This is a genomic window from Amphritea sp. (assembly GCF_048266285.1).
Classification (GTDB): Bacteria; Pseudomonadota; Gammaproteobacteria; order Pseudomonadales; family Balneatricaceae; genus Amphritea.
This window is the reverse complement of sequence record NZ_JBLWZV010000008.1, coordinates 142,144-165,244: the sequence shown is the minus strand read 5'-3', so window position 1 is coordinate 165,244 and position 23,101 is coordinate 142,144. Positions and strand designations below refer to the sequence as shown.

At 48.5% G+C, this 23,101-nt stretch carries 16 protein-coding genes and 1 pseudogene; 10 read left to right on the top strand and 7 right to left on the bottom strand.

Annotated elements, in window-relative coordinates; all coding sequences use genetic code 11:
- Positions 1–291, bottom strand: a pseudogene (locus ACN0T0_RS11545) (acetaldehyde dehydrogenase (acetylating)); the annotation flags it as partial.
- A gap of 63 nt (positions 292–354) precedes the next feature.
- On the bottom strand, positions 355–1,134 hold the full coding sequence (mhpD, locus tag ACN0T0_RS11540; protein WP_417226200.1) for a 2-keto-4-pentenoate hydratase: 780 nt from the start codon (positions 1,132–1,134) through the stop codon (positions 355–357).
- A 356-nt stretch (positions 1,135–1,490) separates the two neighbouring features.
- Between mhpD and ACN0T0_RS11535 the strand changes: the two genes are divergently transcribed.
- The 4 genes from ACN0T0_RS11535 to ACN0T0_RS11520 all read left to right on the top strand — a co-directional run bounded on the left by ACN0T0_RS11535 (position 1,491) and on the right by ACN0T0_RS11520 (position 5,562).
- Positions 1,491–2,273 carry a DNA-binding transcriptional regulator gene (locus ACN0T0_RS11535; RefSeq protein WP_417226198.1) on the top strand — a complete coding sequence of 261 codons (783 nt, stop codon included), beginning with the start codon at positions 1,491–1,493 and terminating at the stop codon, positions 2,271–2,273.
- A 508-nt stretch (positions 2,274–2,781) separates the two neighbouring features.
- The gene (locus ACN0T0_RS11530; protein WP_417226196.1) at positions 2,782–3,720 is read left to right on the top strand and encodes an AEC family transporter; all 939 of its coding nucleotides are present in this window, start codon (positions 2,782–2,784) and stop codon (positions 3,718–3,720) included.
- A 149-nt stretch (positions 3,721–3,869) separates the two neighbouring features.
- Positions 3,870–4,799 (top strand): ATP-binding cassette domain-containing protein, encoded by a 930-nt coding sequence (locus ACN0T0_RS11525; RefSeq protein ID WP_417226194.1) that lies wholly within the window; start codon positions 3,870–3,872, stop codon positions 4,797–4,799.
- A gap of 1 nt (position 4,800) precedes the next feature.
- Positions 4,801–5,562, top strand: a complete 762-nt coding sequence (locus ACN0T0_RS11520; RefSeq protein ID WP_417226192.1) for an ABC transporter permease — start codon at positions 4,801–4,803, stop codon at positions 5,560–5,562.
- A 20-nt stretch (positions 5,563–5,582) separates the two neighbouring features.
- On the opposite strand, the gene amt is transcribed toward ACN0T0_RS11520, so the two are convergent.
- The 4 genes from amt to ACN0T0_RS11500 form a co-directional block, all read right to left on the bottom strand.
- Entirely contained in the window at positions 5,583–8,636 is a 3,054-nt protein-coding gene (gene amt / locus ACN0T0_RS11515) for an ammonium transporter (RefSeq protein WP_417226190.1), read from the bottom strand.
- A gap of 582 nt (positions 8,637–9,218) precedes the next feature.
- Positions 9,219–9,443, bottom strand: a complete 225-nt coding sequence (locus ACN0T0_RS11510; RefSeq protein WP_417226188.1) for a hypothetical protein — start codon at positions 9,441–9,443, stop codon at positions 9,219–9,221.
- 399 nt (positions 9,444–9,842) lie between these two features.
- Complete coding sequence (locus tag ACN0T0_RS11505) at positions 9,843–10,547, bottom strand: response regulator transcription factor (protein ID WP_417226186.1); 705 nt, start codon at positions 10,545–10,547, stop codon at positions 9,843–9,845.
- 36 nt (positions 10,548–10,583) lie between these two features.
- On the bottom strand, positions 10,584–13,451 hold the full coding sequence (locus ACN0T0_RS11500) for a cache domain-containing protein (RefSeq protein WP_417226184.1): 2,868 nt from the start codon (positions 13,449–13,451) through the stop codon (positions 10,584–10,586).
- 454 nt (positions 13,452–13,905) lie between these two features.
- On the opposite strand from ACN0T0_RS11500, the gene ACN0T0_RS11495 reads away from it, so the two are divergent.
- Together ACN0T0_RS11495 and ACN0T0_RS11490 are read left to right on the top strand one after the other, a co-directional pair.
- Complete coding sequence (locus ACN0T0_RS11495) at positions 13,906–15,540, top strand: acyl-CoA synthetase (protein ID WP_417226182.1); 1,635 nt, start codon at positions 13,906–13,908, stop codon at positions 15,538–15,540.
- A 63-nt stretch (positions 15,541–15,603) separates the two neighbouring features.
- Positions 15,604–16,050 carry a hypothetical protein gene (locus tag ACN0T0_RS11490; protein WP_417226180.1) on the top strand — a complete coding sequence of 149 codons (447 nt, stop codon included), beginning with the start codon at positions 15,604–15,606 and terminating at the stop codon, positions 16,048–16,050.
- Positions 16,051–16,389: 339 nt separating this feature from the next.
- Here the strand turns inward: ACN0T0_RS11490 and ACN0T0_RS11485 are convergent, their stop codons facing one another.
- Positions 16,390–17,400 carry an AraC family transcriptional regulator ligand-binding domain-containing protein gene (locus ACN0T0_RS11485; protein WP_417226178.1) on the bottom strand — a complete coding sequence of 337 codons (1,011 nt, stop codon included), beginning with the start codon at positions 17,398–17,400 and terminating at the stop codon, positions 16,390–16,392.
- Positions 17,401–17,593: 193 nt separating this feature from the next.
- Here ACN0T0_RS11485 and ACN0T0_RS11480 point away from each other — a divergent pair, with 193 nt between their 5' ends.
- The 4 genes from ACN0T0_RS11480 to ACN0T0_RS11465 are packed head-to-tail and all read left to right on the top strand — an operon-like array spanning position 17,594 to position 22,730.
- Positions 17,594–18,343: an electron transfer flavoprotein subunit beta/FixA family protein gene (locus ACN0T0_RS11480; RefSeq protein WP_417226176.1), complete on the top strand. Its 750-nt coding sequence runs from the start codon at positions 17,594–17,596 to the stop codon at positions 18,341–18,343.
- A gap of 11 nt (positions 18,344–18,354) precedes the next feature.
- Complete coding sequence (locus ACN0T0_RS11475; protein ID WP_417226174.1) at positions 18,355–19,284, top strand: electron transfer flavoprotein subunit alpha/FixB family protein; 930 nt, start codon at positions 18,355–18,357, stop codon at positions 19,282–19,284.
- Between the two features lie 26 nt (positions 19,285–19,310).
- Positions 19,311–21,056, top strand: a complete 1,746-nt coding sequence (locus tag ACN0T0_RS11470; RefSeq protein WP_417226172.1) for an acyl-CoA dehydrogenase — start codon at positions 19,311–19,313, stop codon at positions 21,054–21,056.
- Positions 21,057–21,080: 24 nt separating this feature from the next.
- A complete protein-coding gene (locus tag ACN0T0_RS11465) occupies positions 21,081–22,730 on the top strand; it encodes an electron transfer flavoprotein-ubiquinone oxidoreductase (RefSeq protein WP_417226170.1) in 1,650 nt (549 codons plus the stop codon).
- The last annotated feature ends 371 nt before the right edge of the window (positions 22,731–23,101 follow it).

Here is a 23,101-nt window from a genome sequence, read left to right as displayed (position 1 = left end):
GATCATGATCACCCCCAGCTCGTTCAGCTTGCGGCTGTTCTCTGCATGGACATAAGCCGAGGTGGCATCAAAGGCAACCCGAATATCATCTTCAATAATGTGGGCCAGCAAACCATCAACGCCTTCAGCGGTGGTTTTGATGCCCATCTCTTTGGCCCGTTTTAGACCGTCGGATTCAGGGTCGATACCGACCATCCAAACCGGTTCGATCCAGTCGGAGCGTTTCATTTTCATGAGCAAATCGGTGCCGATATTACCCGGCCCAATAATGACTGCTTTTAGTTTTTTCATAGGGAATATCTTTAACTCATTAATGTGTAAATTTCTGGATACAGCGCTTTGGCGCTAAGGCCGCTAGCTGAATTGAGTGCTGACACGGCCAATATCGCTGATACGCACTTCAAATTGATCACCGGGTTCAACGGTGACCATCGGTCCGAGTGCGCCGGTCAGCACGATATCGCCGGCTTTAAGTGGTTGGCCAAGCTTGCTCAGGGTGCGTGCCAGCCAAACGGCGGCATTGAAGGGGTGGCCTAGGCATTCATTACCGCTACCCGCTGAGACCTCAGTTCCATTACGGGTCATCGTCATACGGATCTGTGCCAGATCAATGCCGCCCTGCCAGCGGGTTGCATCCCCGAGGACAAAGGCGCCACTGGAGGCATTATCAGCAACAGTATCGACAAAACGGATGTTCCAATCGCTGATTCGGCTACCAACCACTTCAATCGCGGGCAGTAACCAGCCTGTGGCATCGATTAAATCCGCAAAGGTGGTATCCGGTTCGGGTAAGTCCTTGGTCAAGATTAAGGCGAGTTCGGCCTCGACTTTGGCTTGCATAACACTGGCAAAGGGAATGGTTTGATGGTCGCCATAGCACATATCAGCGAATAGCGTACCGAAGTCGGGTTGGTCCACCCCTAGCTGCTGTTGCACCTTGATGTTTGTGAGACCTATTTTACGCCCGACAATGCGGCGTCCTGAGAGGCAGGCGTGATCAGTATTCATTTTCTGAATTTGATAGGCTGCATGGGCATCGTCTTCACCAATCAACTCCCGGATTGGGGCAATCGATTTGTTATCGCGTTCCGCTTGGCGTAAGTTTTTTGCGATGAGATCCAGGTCAATCGACATTAATTTAATCCTCAGAGTCGTATGACTGAATGATATTCAGTCAGGTAGTTAGACAGACTTTCATTTTTGACACAGTGAGTCGGCGTTACAAAATGGCTTGGTATGCGATCAGCGCTATTTAAATGGATTTGCTTTTGCACGGGTGACGTTAAAAAAGTAACAACAAAGAGGGCCAGCAAGAAAAAGTAGACAGCGATGATAAGATCCATTTTTCGAGCCCCTATTATTAATAGGTATTATTTTTTATGACTTATTATGTGGCGTCAGTATAAAAAAATGACCTAGCAGGCTACAATTAAAAACTGTTGTTGCGTGCACTAAGTGCACTGCTTTGGTTGTGCTAAGGATAAAAAAAGATGCAAACTGAAGAGTCTGGTCAATATAAACAAGTGCGGGGTCTTAGCCGGGGCTTAGCGCTGTTACAGCTATTAAATCGGGCCCATGGCGGCGCTAAAATTCGTGATTTAGCACAATGGAGTGGGATTCATCGAACCACCGTGCGGCGTATCTTGGAAACCTTAGTGGCGGAAGGCTATGTACGGCGTAGCCCCTCTGATGACAGTTATCAACTGACCATTAATGTGAGGCAACTCAGTGATGGCTTTCAGGATGCGCAATGGATATCCCAACTGGCGGCACCGTTGCTAGGGCGGCTGTTGCAGAAAGTTATCTGGCCGACCGATATTTGCACGCTAGACGGAGATGCCATGGTCATCAGGGAAACCACCCACCGCTTTAGTAAGTTATCGTTCCATCGGGATATGGTTGGCAGACGTTTACCCTTATTAATGACGGCCACGGGACGCGCTTATATTAGTTATTGCCCGGAAGATGAGCGGCATGAGATTCTGACGCGCTTACAGCAACAGGAAGATCGTCAGGGCCGTTATGCTAATGATGAAGATTATGTTCGTCGAGTGCTGCGTCAAACTCGAGAGCAGGGCTATGGTGCGAATAATCAGGATTGGGGAGATGAAGGCAACATTGCAGCGATTGCCCGGCCGATTATGCGAGGGGATGAGGTGCTTGGCTGTCTTAATCTGGTTTATATCGCAAAAGCGATGAGCACTGAAAAAGCGGCCAAAAAATATCTGACTAAAATGAATGATGTTATTCAGGAAATTGAAGAACAGCTATAAAACCCCTAGACCAATCGTAGTTTTTAATCACTATTAAAATTTGATAATGGTTTGATAGCAATGAGGTTGTTCAGTTGATCAATAACCTCATCGGCCATTAATGTTGCCAAAAGTCTAATATGATTCGCTTGAATCTAGCTGCATCTTCTCATTGGGCCCAATGACCACCTTTGTTGAACGCATGCAGCTGCGTATTGGGGAAGCCTCGAATCAGCTTTAAACCGAGCCAGCACGCTGTAGAGGGTAATGACGCTGTTTCAGGATGGGCGCCGTGTAGTGAGGGAGGTAGTATTGATGCAGTAAAAAATAGCTTTTTCGTGCACTGAGTGCACAATCTGTCAATTTAAAAGATGACGGTATAGGGTCGCTCTCGGCGCGATTTATGTTGTTTTTATTGCGGGGTTTAGCGGTGTGAGGCTTGCATACTAGAGGGGTATAGCAGTATGTTAGCTGCCTTGAAATATTTGACATGTTCCGTGTATAGCCCTTTTTTGGTATCTAAATCACTATGTTAACGATGATCGGTATTACCGCCCCTATTTTCTTGTTGATCTTGGTTGGCAATATTGCCGTGCGCACTGGGATCATTCCGAGGGAATCTTTACCGGGCATGAGCAGCTTTGTATTGTATCTCGCGTTGCCAGTGCTGATCTTCCATAAACTGACACAGATGGATATGGGGCAGATCGTCGATAGTCAGTATTTAATGGTCTATGCCGTCGCCGGTGTTGGATCATTTTTAGCGGTATTTTTTATTAGCCGAATGGTCCGTGGGGACAGTCTTAGTTTCGCCGGATTGAAGGGCATGGGCGGCGCGATGCCCAACAGTGTATTTATCGGTTTTCCAGTGGCGTTACAGTATTTTGATCAGCCCCCAACTCAGGCATTGGTGATGTGTCTGTTGGTGGAAAATATCGTCTTATTCCCGTTAGCATTAGCGTTTATGGAAGCCCGTGAAGACCAGGGGGCAGACCTGAAAAAACTGCTAGTGACAGTCGCGCTACGGTTGATTAAAAACCCGATCATTATTGCCGTGATCAGCGGTATTTTAGTGTCTTTGATTGGCTTTCAATTACCACAGTTTCTTGATCGGGCGATGCAAATCTTGAATGGTTCTGCGGCACCAATGGCGTTGATTATTATCGGGGCTTCTTTGGCCGGTGCGAAGGTGACCGCCAGCTTAAAAGAGGTTAGCCTGATTGCGTTCTGTAAGTTGTTGTTACAGCCGATTATTGCCTTATTGTTGGTGATTTTTGTGGTGCCGGATATGGACCATAACTTAAAGCAAGCGGTGGTGATCTTTTCGGCCTCACCGATGCTGAGTGTCTACCCGATTTTCGGTAGTAAATATGGCCACCAGGTATTCTGTTCAGGGGTGTTACTGATTACCACGGGGTTGGCGTTTTTCAGCGTGACCTTGATGTTGAGTTTGTTGACGTTGGTATAAGTATGACGGCGGAGTCCTAGCTGATTGTATTCAGGCCGTTCTTATTGTCGAACCCGTATCGTTTTGTTGTTAAATCTTCCCCTTAATCACTATAGTCTTAACCGCTCAGCAGTTATTATGTGGCTCTTATCTGATTCAGAGGGTTTATCATGCCATCCATTATCCGCGTGAGCGGGCTGACCAAAACCTATGCGTCCGGTTTTACTGCGCTGCAGGGGATCGAATTGGATATTCACCAAGGAGAGATCTTTGCCTTGTTGGGGCCTAATGGAGCGGGTAAAACAACCCTGATCAGTATTATCTGTGGTATTAGTAGCCCATCTGAAGGTTCGGTCTTGGCCGATGGCTTTGATATCGTCAAGGATTATCGCGCCGCCCGCAGCAAGATCGGCTTAGTACCGCAAGAACTCTGTAGTGACGCTTTTGAAAATGTTTGGTCGGCGGTGAATTTTAGTCGCGGTCTGTTCGGTAAACCTGCCAACCCTCAATATATCGAAAAACTGCTGCGCCAGTTGTCCCTTTGGGATAAAAAAGATGCCCAGATGCGTGAGCTATCGGGAGGCATGAAACGTCGGGTGATGATCGCCAAAGCGTTGTCTCATGAACCCGATATTCTGTTTCTCGATGAGCCCACCGCTGGAGTCGATGTCGAGTTGCGTAAAGATATGTGGCAGATGGTGCGTGAACTGCGGGAGCAGGGCGTGACGATTATTCTTACTACCCACTATATCGAAGAAGCAGAAGAGATGGCCGATCGGATCGGGGTGATCCGTAAAGGTAAGATTCTGTTGGTTGAAGAGAAGCAGGCGCTGATGGATAAGCTCGGCAGTAAGCAGTTGAGTATTCGTCTGCAACAGCCGATCAGTGAGATCCCGGTGGAATTAGCGGAGTTTAATCTGCAGCTGGATCAGGATGGCAGTAATCTATCCTACTGCTATGACAGCCGTCAGGACGGCGACAGTATCGCTCGATTGTTACGTAAGCTGGCGGCTCAGGGGTTGGAAATCCGTGATCTTAATTCCAGTGAAAGCTCGCTAGAGGATATCTTTGTTAGCTTGGTTCATGAGAAGGAGCAGTAAGATGAATCTGTATGCAATTCGGGCGATCTATAAGTTTGAGATGGCGCGCACCTTTCGTACTTTAATGCAGAGTATCGCTTCGCCGGTGTTATCCACATCCCTCTATTTTATTGTTTTTGGCACCGCGATTGGCTCGCGGATGGGAAATATCGATGGCATCAGCTACGGTGCCTTTATTATTCCCGGGCTGGTGATGTTATCGCTGTTGAGTGAGAGTATCTCCAATGCCTCCTTTGGTATTTTCTTCCCTAAGTTTTCTGGCACCATTTATGAGGTGTTGTCTGCTCCGGTATCGTCGATGGAAATTGTTATCGGCTATGTCGGTGCGGCGGCGACTAAATCGGTCACCCTCGGTTTATTGATTCTTTTGACGGCTCAGATTTTTGTTGATTATCATATCCAGCACCCCTTTTGGATGTTGGCTTTTTTGATCCTGACGGCCATCACCTTTAGCTTGTTCGGTTTTATTATTGGTATTTGGGCCGATGACTTTCAGAAACTGCAGGTGATCCCCTTGATGGTGGTTACGCCGCTGACCTTTCTAGGTGGCGCGTTCTACTCGATCAGTATGTTGCCACAGCCTTGGCAAACCCTGACGCTGTTTAACCCTGTGGTTTATCTTATCAGCGGTTTTCGTTGGGCTTTCTATGGTGTGGCGGATGTGAATGTTGCGGTTAGCTTGGGAATGACGTTGGTATTTTTGTTGATCTGTCTGACCACGGTTTGGTGGATCTTTCGTACCGGTTATCGTATCCGAACTTAACTGAATGTTTTCCGGCCTGCTCAGGCAGGACTGTTTGCGGCAGGCATCATGACCAGTGCGGCCACTTCGTCAGCGCTGATCGCTTTGCTGAAGTAGAAGCCTTGATAAACATCGCAACCCTGAAAGCCCAGAAAGGATAACTGGGCTTGATTTTCGACGCCCTCGGCGACAATTTCTAGCTCGAGGCTCTTGGCCAAACTGATAATAGCCTTACAGATTGCGGCATCATCCCGGTTTGAATAGCACTCGCGGACAAAGGCGCGGTCAATTTTTAAGATATCCACCGGAAACTTTTTCAAATAGCTAAGGGATGAATAACCGGTACCAAAATCATCAATCGCCAGTTTGATGTGAATCTTCTTTAACGCCTGCATGGCATTGATGCTTTCTTCACTATTGCCCGTTAACGCCCCCTCGGTGATTTCGACTTCGATCAGCTCAGGGTCAAGGTTATGTTCGGTAAGGCAGCCTTCAAGAAAGGGCACGAGGGTTGGTGAATGTAAGTGGTAGCCCGAGATATTCACGGCAACCGGTAGGTTGATGCCCGCTTGGCGCCAGTGAGCCAGTTGTTGCGTGACCTGTGAGATAACCCATTCGCCGACCGTGATAATCAGCCCGGTGTTTTCAATAACGGGGATAAATTCGGCCGGGGAGACAAAACCATGTTCGGGATGTTGCCACCTTAGCAGGGCTTCAAAGCCGACAATCTTGTTACTGACACAGCAGACTTTCGGTTGGTACTGTAGATACAGTTGGTGATTGAGCATCGCATTGGGTAGTTCGTTTTCTATCCACGAGTGCAGTTGGGCTTCCTGTTCCATCTGCGGAAGAAAGAGGCTATAGGTGTTGCGGCCATTGCTTTTGGCCTGATACATCGCTAGGTCGGCATGTTGCAATAAGCGGTCGGCATTTACCTCGCCGTCAACCGAGATAGCAATGCCGATACTGGTGAGAACGGTCAGAGCATTATCGAGCAGGGTGATTGGGTCGCGCATAACCTTGAGTATTTCATTAGCTTTTTTGCTGGCCGCTTGTTCGTCGAGTTGACCGGATAAGACGACGACAAATTCATCGCCGCCCCAGCGCGCTACCAAATCTGAGTCGCGGATAATGGTTTTTAAACGGGCCGCGACTTCACGCAGTAAGATATCCCCAGCATTGTGACCTAATGTATCGTTGATGCGTTTAAACTGGTCGAGATCCAAAAACATTAACACCACACTGCCGGTATGCTCTTTATGTTTAGCGATCAGCCGTTCAAGGGTTCGCATCAGGTAGGTGCGGTTATACAGCCCTGTCAGAGGGTCGTTATAGGCGAGTAATTTAAGTCGGTTTTGCAACTTCACCTGTTTGGTTATATCGCGGATATGCAGGGTATATTGTTTTCGATGGGCGTTCAGGTCGGTGGTTTGAGTGACCACAATCTCTGCTGGAAAGGTTTCTTTGTCATAGCGGGTTAAGTTACAAATGTTATGCCGTTTAAGCACTAACCCTTCGCCCATGGTAAAGCCCTGAGACAGGCTTTTGAGCGCTTTAGCTCGGGGCTCGTCTTCCATAAAGAGCTGGAAGAAATGTTCGCCGAGAACCATCCCGGCGGTGATGCCAAAGCATTGCTCGGCGGCTGGATTAAAGGTAACTATGTGAGCCTGTTCGTTGATGGTAATAATGCAATCCATCGCCGCTTCAAGGATCGCGCCATTACGATATTCGCTTTCTTTGAAGGCATTAAAGGCTCGGTCGCGCTCTTGGATCTCCTGCTGTACCTTGTCGATCACGCGATTATATTCCTGTGCGATCTGGCCGACTTCGGTAAAGGGCTCCACTGGTACTGGAGAGGAGTAATCAGATTGGATCTGTTGTTGATTCATGGCGGTTAACAGGTCAAACACTTCGGTGGTGACTCGGTGTTCAGAGACATTCAGCCCATTTATTTCGGCCTCTGAAGAGACTCTTAAGCGGTAGACCTTGTTAGCTAAACTTAGCGCAATGAAGGCGGTTAAAAAGCTATATAGGCCGATCACAATGATGCCGATAAATTGCGTGGTTAACTGTTCTGGCTTAGTTAAGCCTGTATCGAGCAGGACGGGATCGCCAAATAGGGCGACCGCGATAGTGCCCCAGATACCGGCAAACAGGTGAACCGGAATAACGCCGATGGCATCATCCAATTTGAAATATTCCAACAGGTTGCTGCTATAGACGACAATAATACCGGCAATGCCGCCAATCATCGCGGCATCGACTACCGATACGACATGGCAGTTTGCGGTTATCGCCACCAGTCCACCGAGTACGCCGTTGATAATCTGTGAAATATCAATATAGCCATCGCTCATATATTTGATAACGATGGCGGCAATACCGCCCCAAAAGGCGGCTAAGCAGGTGTTTAATAGAATGCCTGGCACGGCATCGGTCCACGCTAGAGTGCTGCCACCATTAAAGCCAAACCAGCCAAACCAGATCAATAATGCGCCGAGCATCGCGATGGGGATATTACTGCCGGGAATATGTCGTTTATCCTGATTGAAGCGTCCAATACGCGGACCGATGACAATGATCGCTGCCAGTGCTACCCAGCCGCCTACCGAGTGCACGACGGTTGAACCGGCAAAGTCGACAAAGCCTGAGACGGCTAACCAACCAGCAGCTGCGCCATTGATCAGGCCTCCCCAAGCCCAGTGGCCAACAACAGGATAAATAAGCAGGCTGATAATCACCGTGGTAATGATATAGCCGGGGTAGCTCATACGTTCTGCGACTGCACCGGAAACGAGCGTGGCTGCGGTGCCACAAAACATCATCTGGAAGAGAAAAATACTGAGTTGTAACGGGGAGGCGCTGCCGCCAAAGAAAAAACTGCCGGTACCGATTAAGCCGTTATAGCTGTCACCAAACATCAAGGCAAAGCCAAAGGCCCAGAAAAGGGTGCTGGATATAATAAAATCAGTGATATTTTTCGCGGCTACGTTGATGCTGTTTTTGCTGCGAACCAAGCCGCTTTCGAGACATAAAAAGCCAGCCTGCATCACAAACACCAACATGGCGCCAAACAGTATCCAGAATATGTTCATGGTCGAGGCCTACTTCGATTGTCAGGGTGTGAGTGAACGCCCAGCTCTAAGCCATAAAACTCGATGCAAGTCACCAGCAGGGATGCAGCGGAGCTATTTGATAGTTTTGCCGTCAATGGACATTGTCTGTAACGCTAATGGATCGAGATCCATGAGATCTGGTTAAAATATTGACAGAAGCGCGGGGTAAAATCTAGCCATAGGGCTAAAGCACCGGCACGAGTTGCTCAGTTTGAGGATGAAATGCCATGTGTGACAGGTTAATGCTTATGGCACTGAAGAGACGTTGAGCGAGGCCGCTGCGGTATTTTGGGGCTATTTATCGGCGCATATTGGCTGGTTTAGTTCTATCGGTTGCGTTGGTCGAGGGTTAAGCCATAAGCCTTGGTGATGCTTTGGGCCTATTGGGCTGACGTTGCAAGGGGGTGGAAAAGCTGGAATGCGATGTAGAGTAGAGTCGCAAAAGGTAATGTTGCAAAAGCAGAGTGAAAACAGGAAGGATCAGTGACGGTGATGAGTCGGTATTAATGCAGCGAGGCCTGATGCGGTGATCAGGCTTTGCTGCATAATAACAGGCATTGTTTAATGTCCGTATAGTGATTCAAGGTTTGGCGTGCGTTTTACGTTGAAACGTTTTGCGATAGCGGCAAACAGAGAAACCAGTTGTTGCTTTCTAGCAGCACGTTTTTCAGCAATACGCATCTGTTCCATTTCGCGGGCCATACGCATAAAGTATTCGCGCTCAGATTCAGGACGGTTTTGAGTCTGTTTGTTGTAAAGGTCGATATAGTAGTAAGTGGTTAACATGGGTCTATTCCAATATATGCACTGTTTTAGTGCTTCTCGGATGCAGTCAATTCTAATTTGCATCCTGTTAGGGCGTTATTAATCTACGCGCGCAGATTATCCAGAATAGGCTGGTGAGACAAAGTATTGTTTTTCATCTAAATGATTAGTTTTTCTAATCTATTATGGAAGTCTTTGATTCGCTTGAAACTTGTTATCGCTAGCTATAGGGGGGATGTAGAGAAAGTTGTTTGTTTTTTAGGCTAAGTTATATTTTTCAGTGGACAGATAAATCAGTGGATGATTTTGTTTTTTTTCGCACTGAATTGGGGCTGTGGTAACGAATGACTTGAGTGCGTGTAGCCTTATCACTTTATTGATCGACCTCAACGGCTTGAAGTCGATTTGCTGATCAATAGATTAGCTATGCCAACTGACATCGGTGGTGAGGATATAACCTACGCCATAGATGGTCTTGATGATCTCGGGGTTTTTGGGGTCCCGCTCAATTTTCTTTCGCACGCGTGACATTCGTACATCAATACTACGATCAAAAGGGCCGGCACTGTCCCCCATAAGTTGATCTCGTGAGAGGATGGTTTTTGGTGCTTTGAGCAACTTGATTAGTAGTTCGTGTTCCGCCGAGCTTAATTCGGCTTGCTGTCCATCGGTGCCACTGAGGCTGAGGGTTTTCGGGTCGTAATGCCAATTGGCAAACTGGGCAACCCGGGTTTCGCTGTGGGGTTGGGCTTCTGTGGTGATGCGACGCACTAAACTATTAACCCGTGCCACCAGTTCGCGGGGGATAAAGGGTTTCACAATATAGTCATCGGCTCCAAGCTCTAGCCCCAGCACTTTGTCGGGTACACTATTGCGGCCAGAGAGAATCATGATGCCGATACTATGAAGCTCGCAGAGCTGTTTAACCAACTCCATGCCGTCCATATCGGGCAGGCCGAGATCGATTATACAAAGTACTGGTGGGCGAAGGCGTATCGCATGGCTGGCCTGTGCCCCGGTACTAAAGCTGCGTACATCGTAGCCAAACTGTTCCAGCTCGTGGCTGACTAATTGGCAGATATCCTGCTCATCATCGATGACGTAGATGGTTTTCGGGTTACTCACATATGTCTCCGTATTCACAAAGAGGCCGCTGGACTGCTATACGTGCGGTGATCTCTTGTTGCTATCCTGAAATTCCTTTTTCAAGGCGGCTAAATCAAAAGGTTTACTTAATAAGGAGAAGGCCGGGTTTATCGGCTTCTCTTGACTCTGCAGGTAGGAATATCCACTGATCAGAATGATCCTGCAATGACTATTTTGTTGATGCAGCCAGTTAGCCAGCTCAATACCGTTTAGCACACCTGGCAACATCACATCGGACACCAAACCATATAGGGTCGGTAGGAGCGGGATGAGACGCTGGGCTTCTTCGCCGCTATGGGTATCGATCACATCGAAGTTGAGGTCAAGCAACTGCTGGCGGACGATCGCACGGACATCCGGGTCGTCTTCCACTAGGCAGACCAGCTTGCGATGATCATCGCTCGATGGCGTCTCGCTGTGCGGGTTAACGGTGTTATCGGGTATCGCAGGCGTTGCCTTTTGCGCCGGCAGTAATAGCGTCACGCTGGCGCCCTGATCCAGATTATTCTGAATACTGATATAACCGTTCGACTGCTTTACAAAGCCGTATACCATGCTTAATCCAAGGCCTGACCCGGTGCCATTAGTTTTACTGGTGAAGAAGGGCTCAAAGCATTGTGCTAGTGCCTGACCGCTAAAGCCTGATCCACTATCTTGCATGCGGATTTCACAATAGTGTCCAGGGGTCACGGCTTCGTCCATGACCAGTGGCTCAGTGACCTCGATACTTTGTGTGATGACATTCAGATCACCACCCTCCGGCATCGCATCCCGAGCATTAAATGCCAGATTAACCAGTGCATCTTCGAGCCGACTTGGATCGGCAAAAGGCCACCACTCATGAGTATGGTTATGCAGTTGAATGTGGATCTTCGCCGGCAGCGAGCTGGTCAGTAGTTCAATGGTATCGGATAACAGTTGTTCGAGGTTGATCAGCATGGGCGAGAGCGGCTGTCGTCGGGAGAAGGATAATAGTCGGCTAGTAATATCGGCGCCCCGCCGGGTGGCCCGAATAGCGGGTTCGAGATAGTGATGTAGTTGATCGTCCTCGGCATAACGGTCACCGACGGAGTGGAGGTTACCGAGGATGATGGTGAGAAGGTTATTGAAATCATGGGCTAGCCCGCCGGCCATCTGACCGACGGCATTCATACGCTGCGCTTCGTTTAACTGCCGCTCGGCATCTTTCTCGGTCGTGATATCGAATGTCAAAATAAGAATGCCGTTGACCTCATGAACCTGATTAAAACAGGGGATGAGTGTACGTTTGCAGATCATCGGTTGCTGATCGTAAATTTCGCTATATTCGCCGGCGCTAGGTTGGCCCTGTTGGGCTTCGTTTAGCTGCCACTGGATATCGCTGAAACGGGTCTTACCAATCACCTCGATTAACCGTCGATTAATCATGGCGGCTTTGTCCTGTTGATAGGTTTCGGCAAATAATTGGTTAACAAATAAAATGTTCAGTTGCGGGTCGAGGTAGGCGATCTGCGCGGGTAGGGCATCGAGAATCTGTCGTTGACGCTGTTCTGATTCGCTCAGAGCCTCTTTCGCTTGGGTCATTGAGGCGGAGGTGAGCATGAGCTGCTGGTTTTTCTCGGCCAGCGCGTGGGTGCGCTGGGCCACTTTGCTGTCGAGGTTATTAATAGAATCTCGTAAGCGTTCAACCATGGTGTCGAAGGCCTGGGCTAACACGCCGACTTCATCATCACGACGAATACCGCTGGTGGCGGATAAGTCGCCGTTTGATACCCGCACTGCCGTGTCCGCCAGTCGTTTAATCGGTTGGCTGATCCATTGGCTGAAGAGCAGCATCAGTAGTAGGGCGACAAAAAGGGCGATCACGGCGATGGTAATAATTCGTTCGGCAAGCAGTTCGGCACTGCTGCGTAGTTCATCAACATAGACTGACGAGCAGATATACCAGTCGAAGCCCGGCAGATAGCGTACCAGCGAGAGTTTTTCGTATTGATAGTTGCCGGGGTCGTCTGGCCTATCCCATTTGTAATACAGCTCTTGACCGGTATCCGCCATCCGTATTAGATCTTCTGCGATGGCGTTGCCGGTGACTGGGTTGGTTAATTCGGGGAAATTGCTGCCGGCGATATTGGCGTTGGGGTGAATCAACATATTGGTTTTGGCATCAAAGACAAACAGGTAGCCAGTAGAGGCTATCTTAATCTCTTCGATACCGGCCCGTAATTCTTCTAAGGCTTCATGGCGGATGCGTTCGATATCGGCCTCCAGATCATCGAGGTAAACGCCGGAGCCAATTACAAAGCCCCACTGGGGGTAGTGTTTAACAAAGGAGACTTTATCGAGAGATTTCTGTGAATCAAGTCGGTGCCACTTGTATTGGTAAAACCCTTCGCCTTGATTTAGGGCTAAATTGATGACTTCATAGACATCTGAAAGGCCGTCAGTACGGCGTAGGTCGCCGGTATCTTGTCCCTGATAGCGGGGGTCTGGATGAGATATCAGGATGCCATTATAGTCGGCGACCCAAATATAGTCATTTTCGCCATATTTAAAGTTCTTTAACTGCCCGAGCACCTGTTGGCGTGCTTGTGCTGCGCTCATACCTCTGTCGATGGCCTGCTGTAGTGAGCTTTCATAGAACGAACCGGCCAGATCAACCACGGTTTGTAGCTGTTTTTTGTGGGACTCCAGCGCCTGGCTTCGGTATTTCTCGGTATCGGCATACATCTTATTCGCCAGCGAGAAGACGCTGTTCAGGGCGATACCACTGGCATTACGCTCAATCTCAAAGACTTTTTTCTTGATCACGGGCACTGAATAAAAATACACCGTGGTAAAAATCATCGAGATGATAATTAACAAGGTGATAAAAAAGCGTTGCATCAGTTTAGATCTGAAAAGCATAGAGGTCGTCTTATCAGGCAGTGTGTTGGGCTATTCTAAAGGAAATACGGGCGACTCAGATAGCTTGTTACATTTTGTTATATTTCAGACAAATTGTAGCAATACTTAAGGCTTTAACTATGCCACAAACACACAAAAAATAGTGTGGCACATAACAATAATAAAGCTGACCGATAACTTAAGGTCGAATGAGAGTAAAGATGCCTCCCTTATATCCGCAGCACGATTGTCATGCCAATTTGTTACTTTGGCTTGGCGGGCGTCCTCTGTTTCTGGGTAATACTCCTGCTGTTTCGTGTTATTTATCCTTTCCGTTATAACGGTATCGGTTCGCTTTATCGTACCTAGATTTAACCGGAATGGGCCGCTGATGTGGCTTATTTGACCGCGCCTACCGCGTGCCAGACGGGTTTGCCATAGGGTAGCCAGTCGATAATAAGTACAGGGAATAGCAATGTCTGCACAATCGAATGTTTATAATCAGTCACTGGGGCAAAACCAAGCGAACTTTATTGCACTGAGTCCACTGAGTTTTCTTGAGCGCACCGCTAAAATTTACCCCCATCGCACCGCAACGGTATACGGTGCCGTGCGTCGAAACTGGGTTGAAACCTATCAACGTTGCTGTCAATTGGCCAGCGCATTGACTCGCCGTGGTATCACCCGTGGTGATACCGTGTCGATTATTGCACCCAATCTACCCGAGCATTTTGAAGCTCATTTCGGTGTGCCAATGAGTGGTGCGGTATTGAATTCGATCAATACCCGCCTTGATGCTGAAGCGATCGCTTTTGTTCTGCAACACGCGGAAACTAAAGTGTTGATTACCGAGCGTGAATTTTCCACCGTAGTGAATAAAGCCCTGAAAATGATCGGTAAAAAGATCCTCGTGATCGATATCGATGACCCCACCTATGATGAAGGTGAGCTGATCGGTGAATTGACCTATGAAGACTTTTTGGCTGAAGGTGATGTTAATTTCACTGGACTGAAACCCGAAGATGAGTGGGATGCCATCACATTGAACTATACCTCTGGCACCACTGGTGATCCAAAAGGTGTGGTTTATCATCATCGTGGCGCCTATCTAAATGCCGTCAGTAACATTGTTTCGTGGGATATGGGCCATCATCCGGTTTATCTGTGGACGTTACCGATGTTCCATTGCAATGGCTGGTGTTTCCCTTGGACCATCGCCGCGGCAGCCGGTACTAGCGTCAGCTTGCGTCATGTGCGTGCGGATAAGATTTTTGAGCAAATAAAAACGCAACAGGTTAACCATTTCTGTGGTGCGCCAATTGTCTTGAATATGCTGAATTCCTCTCCCGCCGAGATGAAAGCAGGCATCGATCATGAAGTTAAAGTCATGGTGGCAGGTGCTGCGCCACCGGCGTCTGTGATTCAGGGGATGGAAGAGTTAGGTTTCAAAGTTACCCATGTGTATGGTCTGACGGAAACCTATGGTCCATCGGTGCTGTGTGCCTGGCATGAAGAGTGGGATCAGTATGATGAAACGAAAAAAGCGCGCCTGAAATCCCGTCAGGGGGTGCGTGCACCGATGTTGGATGGTTTGATGGTAGCTGATCCAGATACCCTTGAGCCAGTCCCTCAGGATGGCGAAACCATCGGTGAGATCTTTATGCAGGGTAATCTTGTGATGAAAGGCTATCTGAAAAACCCATCGACCACCGATGAAGCATTCAAAGGGGGCTGGTTCCATTCAGGCGATCTGGCGGTGTGGCATGAGGATGGCTATATCGAAATTAAAGACCGTTCCAAAGATGTCATTATTTCTGGTGGTGAAAACATTTCCAGTATTGAAATTGAAGATGTGTTGTACCGTCATCCGAAAATTCAGGATGCTGCCGTTGTTGCCCGCCCAGATGAAAAATGGGGTGAAACGCCCTGTGCGTTTATTACCGCCACTGATGGTGAAGTCGTGACCGAGCAGGAGATTATTGATTTCTGTCGTGAAAACATGGCTCATTTCAAAACCCCTAAACGGGTGGTTGTGGGCGATCTGCCAAAAACCTCTACCGGTAAAATCCAGAAGTTTTTGTTGCGTAACAAAGCTAAAGATCTGAAATAACCGTCTACGTGTTCAAGGGTCAACGCTGACCCTTGATTTTTTAGGTTGGACGGGAGAATAATAATGCAGATCACCGTCATACTGACGCCGGACGCCGTTGATGAATCTCGCTTGCTGAGTCGACAGGCTTGGGCGAGTATCAATGAAGCGCTCAAATTAAGGCGGAGTGGTCAGGCCGATCAAGTGAGAGTTGTCGTAATAGGACAGTCTCTCGATGAGTCTCAAGGGAGAATATTGCAGCGTCAAAGCGTAGATTGCCGAGTGGTACGAGAGGTTGATATTAATTTAGGACCGATGGAGCTGGTCGAGCTATTCATTGACGTTATTCGCGTCGATCACCCCGATCTGATTTTTATTGCCCGCCGAGAAGAGGGGAGTCCCTGTTCGTTAGGTAATTTATTGGCCGAGTTACTGCATCTAAGACAACCTGAAGCGCTGTATTCCGATCATGAGCGGACGCTGGTAATTCGTGAAATTGGCAGTGGCATGCATAGGGTGCGTGTCGCTTAGTTCGCGGCTTTCATACCCTTGTCGTCGCTCGCCAAACAAGGCTGAGCGTGATTGTCGGAGTATTTATCGTGATCTTGTAAGTTAAGCGCGCTATAAAAAAACCGGTTCTGCCTAGGCAGAACCGGTCGGAAATATTGGTTCGCAGGGTAGGAACCAACTCGCTAACAACAAACCAAAACTATCTTGGCTAGCTAAGGGTGCAATAGATTATGGTTTCTCACGGCTGATTTGACGATAGCATTTGGAGTCAGTGTTTTGTTTTAATCGGACAGTCAGCACAGAGGCTTATCCATGACGAGTATCAATGTTGACTACCGTGGTAGAAGCGTAAACTTAATATCAACCCTTTGATTTACGATAGGTGCTAGGGGAGATACCGGTCCAGTGCTTAAATGCCCGCGTGAAGGCGGCTGATTCTGCAAAGCCTAGCATTCTGGCAATACGCGAGATCGGCAGATTGGGTTGGCTGAGTAGGTGAATTGCCTCGTCTCGGCGCACACTGTCTTTTAGTTCTTGAAAGCTGGTGCCCTCTTCATCAAGCTTACGGCGAAGGGTGCGGGTGGTGGTGTGAATTTGGCCGGCGATATCTTCCATGCTGGTATCAGCCATAGAATCGGAACTTTCTAGATAATCGATCACCTTACGGGTGTAAACTGGATAGTAGGATTGTCGCTTAAACCAGTCTAAGGGGGCCCGGCGAAGATAGCTACTGAGGTTTTGTTGGGTTTGCACTACCGGCGCGCTGAGGATCGAACGGTCAAATGAAAAGCTATTGTTCGGCTGATCATAGACCGCAGGGCAGGGAAACATCAGCCGATATTCCTCAAAGTGGGCCGGTTTTGAATGACGAAAGGACACCTGCTTAAGTGGGATACGTTGACCGATCATCCAGCTAGGGAAGCGGTGCCAGAGTAACAAGAGAAAATCGAGCAGTGCAAAATCGGGGTCTTTGCTCGGATCTGTCAGGGTCAGTGTAAAGGTGGCGGTGTCGCCGGCTTCGCTGAAGCTTAGGTGTGAAGCGGGCACCACTAAATTGTAAAAGTGAACCGCATGTTTATACACCTCTCTAAGATTGGTGCTGTGGATCACCAGTTTAGCCATCACCCCGAATACCCCATTACGGGACGGCTGACTGCCGAGGCAGAGATAATCATCATCGCCGTGCCGTTGAATAGACTGTACTAGTCGGCTCAACTGCATAGGTGTGATGCGGACTTCCTGGTTGCTCAACAGTTCGCGGTTGAGGCCGGATTCGAGCATCAGCTGTTGCTCATTAAGGCCTTTTAAACGGGCGCCTTTGAGCATGGCATTGGCAAAATGGATAGAAACTGAATGGTGGCTGTAGCTCATCTCAAGAGTCCGGCATCATTGTGATGACTGTCCTATAATGGTTTTGTTTTTCCGATATTAACAGACTTGTCCGAAATTGAACGGGTATGTGTGTCCGAAAATATCAACTTTAAGGCTTTTTTTGTTATTGTTGTTCTTTGCTTGCAGAGGCAAACTAGAACGCAATAAAACCTCAACATAAACAGTGAGTGCTATGAAAATACTTGTCCCGGTAAAACGTGTAATCGACTACAACGTGAAAGTACGTGTTAAGTCAGATAACAGCGATGTTGATCTGGCAAATGTTAAAATGGCGATGAACCCGTTCTGTGAAATCGCCGTTGAACAAGCCGTTCGCCTAAAAGAGGCGGGTGTCGCGAGTGAAGTAATCGTTGTTTCTATGGGCGATAAGAGCTGTCAGGAACAGATTCGTACTGCATTGGCGCTGGGTGCTGACCGCGGTATCCAGATCGAAACGGATACCTCACCTGACTCACTGTCAGCGGCTAAGTTGCTTAAAGCACTGGTGCAGGAAGAGCAGCCACAGCTGGTCATTATGGGCAAACAGTCCATTGATACGGATAACAACCAGACCGGCCAGATGCTAGCGGCATTGTTAGATTATCCACAGGGCACCTTTGTGTCTGAAATGAGTGTTGAAGGCGACAAGGTACAGATTACTCGAGAAATCGATGGTGGTTTGCAGAGCCTGGAACTGGATTTGCCAGCGATTGTAACGGTTGATCTACGTCTTAACGATCCTCGTTACGCTTCATTGCCGAACATCATGAAAGCTAAGCGTAAGCCTCTGGCGGTGAAAACTCCAGCTGACTTGGGCGTTGAGCTGAACAACAAAGTGACCCTGGTGGCTGTGAATCCGCCAGCAGAGCGTCAAGCGGGTATTAAAGTGGCCTCGGTATCCGAGTTGGTAGATAAGCTGAAAAACGAAGCGAAGGTTCTTTAAGGAGACGACTGATGACTATTCTGGTAATTGCAGAACACGATAACAACGCACTTAAGCCTGTTACGCTGAATACTTTGGCTGCCGCACAAGAGATCGGTGGCGATATTGAGCTACTGGTAGCCGGTTTTAATTGTCAGGCTGTAGCTGATGCTGCTGCCGCGATCCCATCGGTTAGCAAAGTATTGCTGGCCGATAATGCTGCCTATGAACATGAACTGGCTGAGAATATCAGCAAATTAATCGTCGCATTGGTTAGCGGACACAGCCATATCCTAGCACCGGCGACCACTAACGGTAAAAACTATCTGCCACGGGTTGCGGCACTACTGGATGTTAATCAACTGTCCGATGTGATTGCTGTTGAATCCGCGGATACTTTCCAACGACCAATTTACGCCGGTAACGCGATTGCAACCGTTAAAAGCGATGATAGCGTTAAGCTGCTGACCATTCGTGGCACTGCGTTTGAAGCGGTTGCCGCTGAAGGTGGTAGTGCGGCTGTCGAAACCGTCGCCGAAGTGTGTGATAACGGTAGTGTACGTTTTGTTAAAGAAGAGTTAGCAAAATCGGATCGCCCAGAGTTGACCGCTGCATCAGTGATTGTTGCCGGTGGCCGAGGTATGGGTAACGCTGAAAACTTCGATATGCTGTATGGTCTGGCGGATAAGATGGGTGGTGCAGTGGGTGCTTCACGTGCAGCCGTTGATGCGGGCTTTGTGCCTAACGATCTGCAAGTGGGTCAAACTGGTAAAGTGGTTGCGCCGGATCTGTATATCGCGGTCGGTATCTCCGGTGCTATTCAGCATTTGGCGGGTATGAAAGATTCAAAAGTAATAGTGGCAATCAACAAGGATGAAGAAGCGCCAATCTTCTCTGTTGCTGATTATGGACTGGTCGCCGATCTGTTTGAGGCGCTGCCGGAACTGTCTGCCCAGATCTGAAAAATGGAAAACTACAGGTAACGATCATGAACGATTATAAGCACCCCCTTACCGACGTCGAATTTGTACTGAATGAACTGGTTAAGTTTGATGAGCTTTGTGCCGCTGCTGGACTAGAAGATGTTAATGCCGAATTAGCGTCAGTGATTTTGACCGAAGCCGGTAAACTCGGCACGGGCGTCTTAGCGCCACTCAACCGCACCGGTGATGAAGTTCACCCGGTGATTGTTGATAACGGCGTCCAAGAGACAAAGGGTTTCGCCGACGCCTATCAGGCGTATGTTGAGGGGGGGTGGGCCACACTAACAGCAGCCGAGGAGTTTGGTGGACAAAATCTACCCAATGTTTTGGGCACTGCCGTCAATGAAGTGTGGCAAACGTCTAACCTGTCGTTTGCCCTTTGCCCGCTGTTAAGTCAGGGGGCTATTGAATCCATAAGTCATCACGGTAGTGATGAACTGAAAGAAAATTTTCTGCCAAAACTGGTGAGCGGTGAATGGACCGGCACTATGAACCTGACCGAAGCGGGTGCGGGTACTGATCTGGCCGCTGTTAGCACTAAAGCGGTGCCTAATGGCGACCATTATCTGATTACCGGCCAGAAGATCTTTATCACTTGGGGCGATCATCAGATGACAGATAATGTTATCCATCTGGTGCTAGCTCGTCTGCCGGGTGCTCCGGCTGGTGTGAAGGGTATCTCGTTGTTTATCGTGCCTAAATTCCTGTTGGATGAAAACGGTAACCCGGCTGATCGTAACGATGTTTACGCGGTGTCGCTGGAACACAAAATGGGTATCCACGGTAGCCCTACCTGCGTCATGAGCTTCGGCGATAACGGTGGTGCAGTGGGTTATCTGGTGGGTGAAGAACATAACGGCCTCGCTTATATGTTTACCATGATGAACCATGCCCGTCAGGGGGTTGGTTTGCAGGGTTTAGGTGTATCTGAAGCCGCTTATCAGCTAGCCGTGCAATTCGCTAAAGACCGTATTCAGGGCACTAAAAAAGATGGAAGTCGTTATCCGATTATCCGTTTTGCCGATGTTCGTCGGATGCTGATGCAGATGAAATCCGGTACTGAAGCGATGCGCGCGCTCTGTCTTGTGGCTGCGGCTGAAGCCGATCGGAAAAATACGGCTCGTCAGGAACTATTGACCCCAATCGTTAAAGGTTGGGTGACCGAATTTGCTCAAGAATTAACCTCGCTGGGTATCCAGATCCACGGTGGCATGGGCTTTATCGAAGAAACCGGTGCCGCGCAGTATTATCGCGATGCCCGTATTCTGCCTATTTATGAAGGTACTACAGGGGTTCAAGCACTTGACTTGGTTGGCCGTAAAACGCTGATGAATGGTGGTGAATCACTGCAGTCACTCTTGGATGAAATGGCCGCTGATATCAGTGCCTTTGAAGCCCTAGGCGGTGACTTTACACTGGCAGCGCAGCAATGTCGCACCTCACTTGATAATGGTATTGCGGCCCGTCAGTGGTTACTGGATACTAAAGCGGATAGAAACGCATCGGCGAGTGCTTGTGTTAATTTTATGATGTTGTTTGGTTTCCTTTGCGGTGGTTGGTTGATGGCGAAGAGCGCAGTACAGGCACAAGCTAAACTAGCGGCTGGCGAAGGTGATCCTAAGTTCTTACAAGCCAAACTGATCAGTGCGCGGTTCTACTGTGAACACATGATGCCCCGCACCCAGTCCCTTCTCGCTTCTGTTATTGCCGGTGGTGAGAGTATTATGGCACTGGATGAAGAGCTGTTTTAATACCGGTAATCGAGGATAAGAATAATGCAAAGAGAATCGATGGAGTTTGACGTCGTCATCGTCGGTGCCGGACCGGCCGGATTGTCGACCGCCTGTCGCCTGATGCAACAGGCGAATGAGGCCGGCCAAGAGTTGATGGTCTGCGTGGTTGAAAAAAGCGCTGAAGTCGGTGGACATATTCTATCGGGTGCGGTGATTGAGTCGCGCGCCTTGGATGAGTTGTTCCCTGACTGGAAAGAGCAGGGTGCGCCGCTGAAAACCGAGGTCACCGAAGATCAGGTCTATCTGATGACCAGTGGCGAAAAGGCGATTAAACTGCCTAATCTCGTCGTGCCAAAAACCATGCATAACCACGGCAACTATATTGCCAGCGTAGCTAATCTAAGCCGTTGGTTAGGTGAGCAAGCAGAACAGCTGGGGGTTGAGATATTCCCAGGGTTTGCCGCGTCTCATATTATCTATGGCGATGATGGTCAGGTGGCTGGTATCGGTACGGGTGATATGGGCTTGGATGAAAAAGGTGAACAGAAAGATACCTATATGCCGGGTATGGATCTGTTGGCCAAGTACACGATTTTCTCCGAAGGTTGTCGTGGTCATCTAGGAAAAGAACTGTTAGCTAAGTTCGAACTCGATAAAGACGCCGATGCTCAGCATTACGGTATCGGTATCAAAGAGTTGTGGGATGTCCCTGCCGATAAACATCAGCCCGGTCTGGTGTTGCACGGTGCGGGTTGGCCACTGTCTGAAGCGAATGCTAGCGGTGGATTCTTCCTTTATCATGCGGAAGATTGTCAGGTTATGCTGGGGTTGATTACCGATTTGAACTATTCAAATCCACATCTGAGCCCGTTTGATGAGTTCCAGCGCTCGAAACACCATCCATTGATTGCTCAATATTTGGAAGGGGGTAAGCGGGTCTCTTACGGCGCCCGTGCAATCACCAAAGGCGGCTTTAATGCATTGCCTAAGATGAGCATGCCGGGTGGGTTGTTGCTGGGCTGTGATGCGGGCACGCTGAATTTTGCCAAAATCAAAGGCACGCATACTGCTATGAAAACCGGCATGATCGCGGCTGAAACGATTTTTGCTGCGTTAACCAGTGGCGATGAGGGCGGTAAAGATCTAACCGCCTACGGCGATAACTTCAAAAACTCATGGGTTTACGAAGAACTGTATCGCACCCGTAACTTCGGCCCTGCGCTGCATAAATACGGCACCTTTATCGGTGGTGCGGTTAACTTTATTGACCAGAACCTGTTCGGTTTGCCGTTTACACTGCGTGATAATCATGAAGATTATGCACAGATGAAACTGGCCTCAGAATGTGCAACCATCAACTATCCTAAGCCGGATGGTGTGTTGAGCTTTGATAAGCCTTCGTCGGTATTTTTGTCGAATACCAATCATGAGGAAAATCAGCCCTGCCACCTCAAATTAAAAGATAGTAGCATTCCGCTGATGCAAAACCTGCCTAAGTTCGATGAACCGGCACAGCGTTATTGCCCTGCGGGGGTCTATGAAATATTGGATGATGCTGCGGGTGAAAAGGTATTCCAGATTAACAGTCAGAACTGTGTTCACTGTAAAACCTGTGATATCAAAGACCCTGCCCAGAACATCACCTGGGTGACACCGGAAGGTGGCGGTGGGCCGAATTATCCTAATATGTAGGTGCATCTAACACGAAAACGGGGCTATACGCCCCGTTTTTTTTGTCTGGAATATAGTGAGCCTTGCTTTATGTCAGTAACAGCTAAGGGTCATTCATCGGTACCATTTTTCATGGTGAAACTCTTCACTGATGGGGTGAAAGTTAATGCCGGTTGTGAATATTCAGTCTCTTAATGGCAGCCCCAGCGCTATCGCTTGCATTGTGTTCAGGCCATCTCTAGCCTAGAGTTTCCATTTTTTTCCTTGCTATTGAGGTTGAGTCTGCGTAAATTTCCATTTCGATTATCTGTTTCCGTGCGTTAATTTAATATTTAGCGGGTGACTCTATTCAGCTTTGTTTCAGCTAACGGGGTTAGGCTTAGATTCCCGCT

Bases quoted from the DNA above. Each gene is read 5' to 3' on its own strand.
- mhpD (WP_417226200.1), bottom strand. From the start codon at position 1,134: ATGTCGATTGACCTGGATCTCATCGCAAAAAACTTACGCCAAGCGGAA.
- ACN0T0_RS11535 (WP_417226198.1), top strand. From the start codon at position 1,491: ATGCAAACTGAAGAGTCTGGTCAATATAAACAAGTGCGGGGTCTTAGC.
- ACN0T0_RS11530 (WP_417226196.1), top strand. From the start codon at position 2,782: ATGTTAACGATGATCGGTATTACCGCCCCTATTTTCTTGTTGATCTTG.
- ACN0T0_RS11525 (WP_417226194.1), top strand. From the start codon at position 3,870: ATGCCATCCATTATCCGCGTGAGCGGGCTGACCAAAACCTATGCGTCC.
- ACN0T0_RS11520 (WP_417226192.1), top strand. From the start codon at position 4,801: ATGAATCTGTATGCAATTCGGGCGATCTATAAGTTTGAGATGGCGCGC.
- amt (WP_417226190.1), bottom strand. From the start codon at position 8,636: ATGAACATATTCTGGATACTGTTTGGCGCCATGTTGGTGTTTGTGATG.
- ACN0T0_RS11510 (WP_417226188.1), bottom strand. From the start codon at position 9,443: ATGTTAACCACTTACTACTATATCGACCTTTACAACAAACAGACTCAA.
- ACN0T0_RS11500 (WP_417226184.1), bottom strand. From the start codon at position 13,451: ATGCTTTTCAGATCTAAACTGATGCAACGCTTTTTTATCACCTTGTTA.
- ACN0T0_RS11495 (WP_417226182.1), top strand. From the start codon at position 13,906: ATGTCTGCACAATCGAATGTTTATAATCAGTCACTGGGGCAAAACCAA.
- ACN0T0_RS11490 (WP_417226180.1), top strand. From the start codon at position 15,604: ATGCAGATCACCGTCATACTGACGCCGGACGCCGTTGATGAATCTCGC.
- ACN0T0_RS11485 (WP_417226178.1), bottom strand. From the start codon at position 17,400: ATGAGCTACAGCCACCATTCAGTTTCTATCCATTTTGCCAATGCCATG.
- ACN0T0_RS11480 (WP_417226176.1), top strand. From the start codon at position 17,594: ATGAAAATACTTGTCCCGGTAAAACGTGTAATCGACTACAACGTGAAA.
- ACN0T0_RS11475 (WP_417226174.1), top strand. From the start codon at position 18,355: ATGACTATTCTGGTAATTGCAGAACACGATAACAACGCACTTAAGCCT.
- ACN0T0_RS11470 (WP_417226172.1), top strand. From the start codon at position 19,311: ATGAACGATTATAAGCACCCCCTTACCGACGTCGAATTTGTACTGAAT.
- ACN0T0_RS11465 (WP_417226170.1), top strand. From the start codon at position 21,081: ATGCAAAGAGAATCGATGGAGTTTGACGTCGTCATCGTCGGTGCCGGA.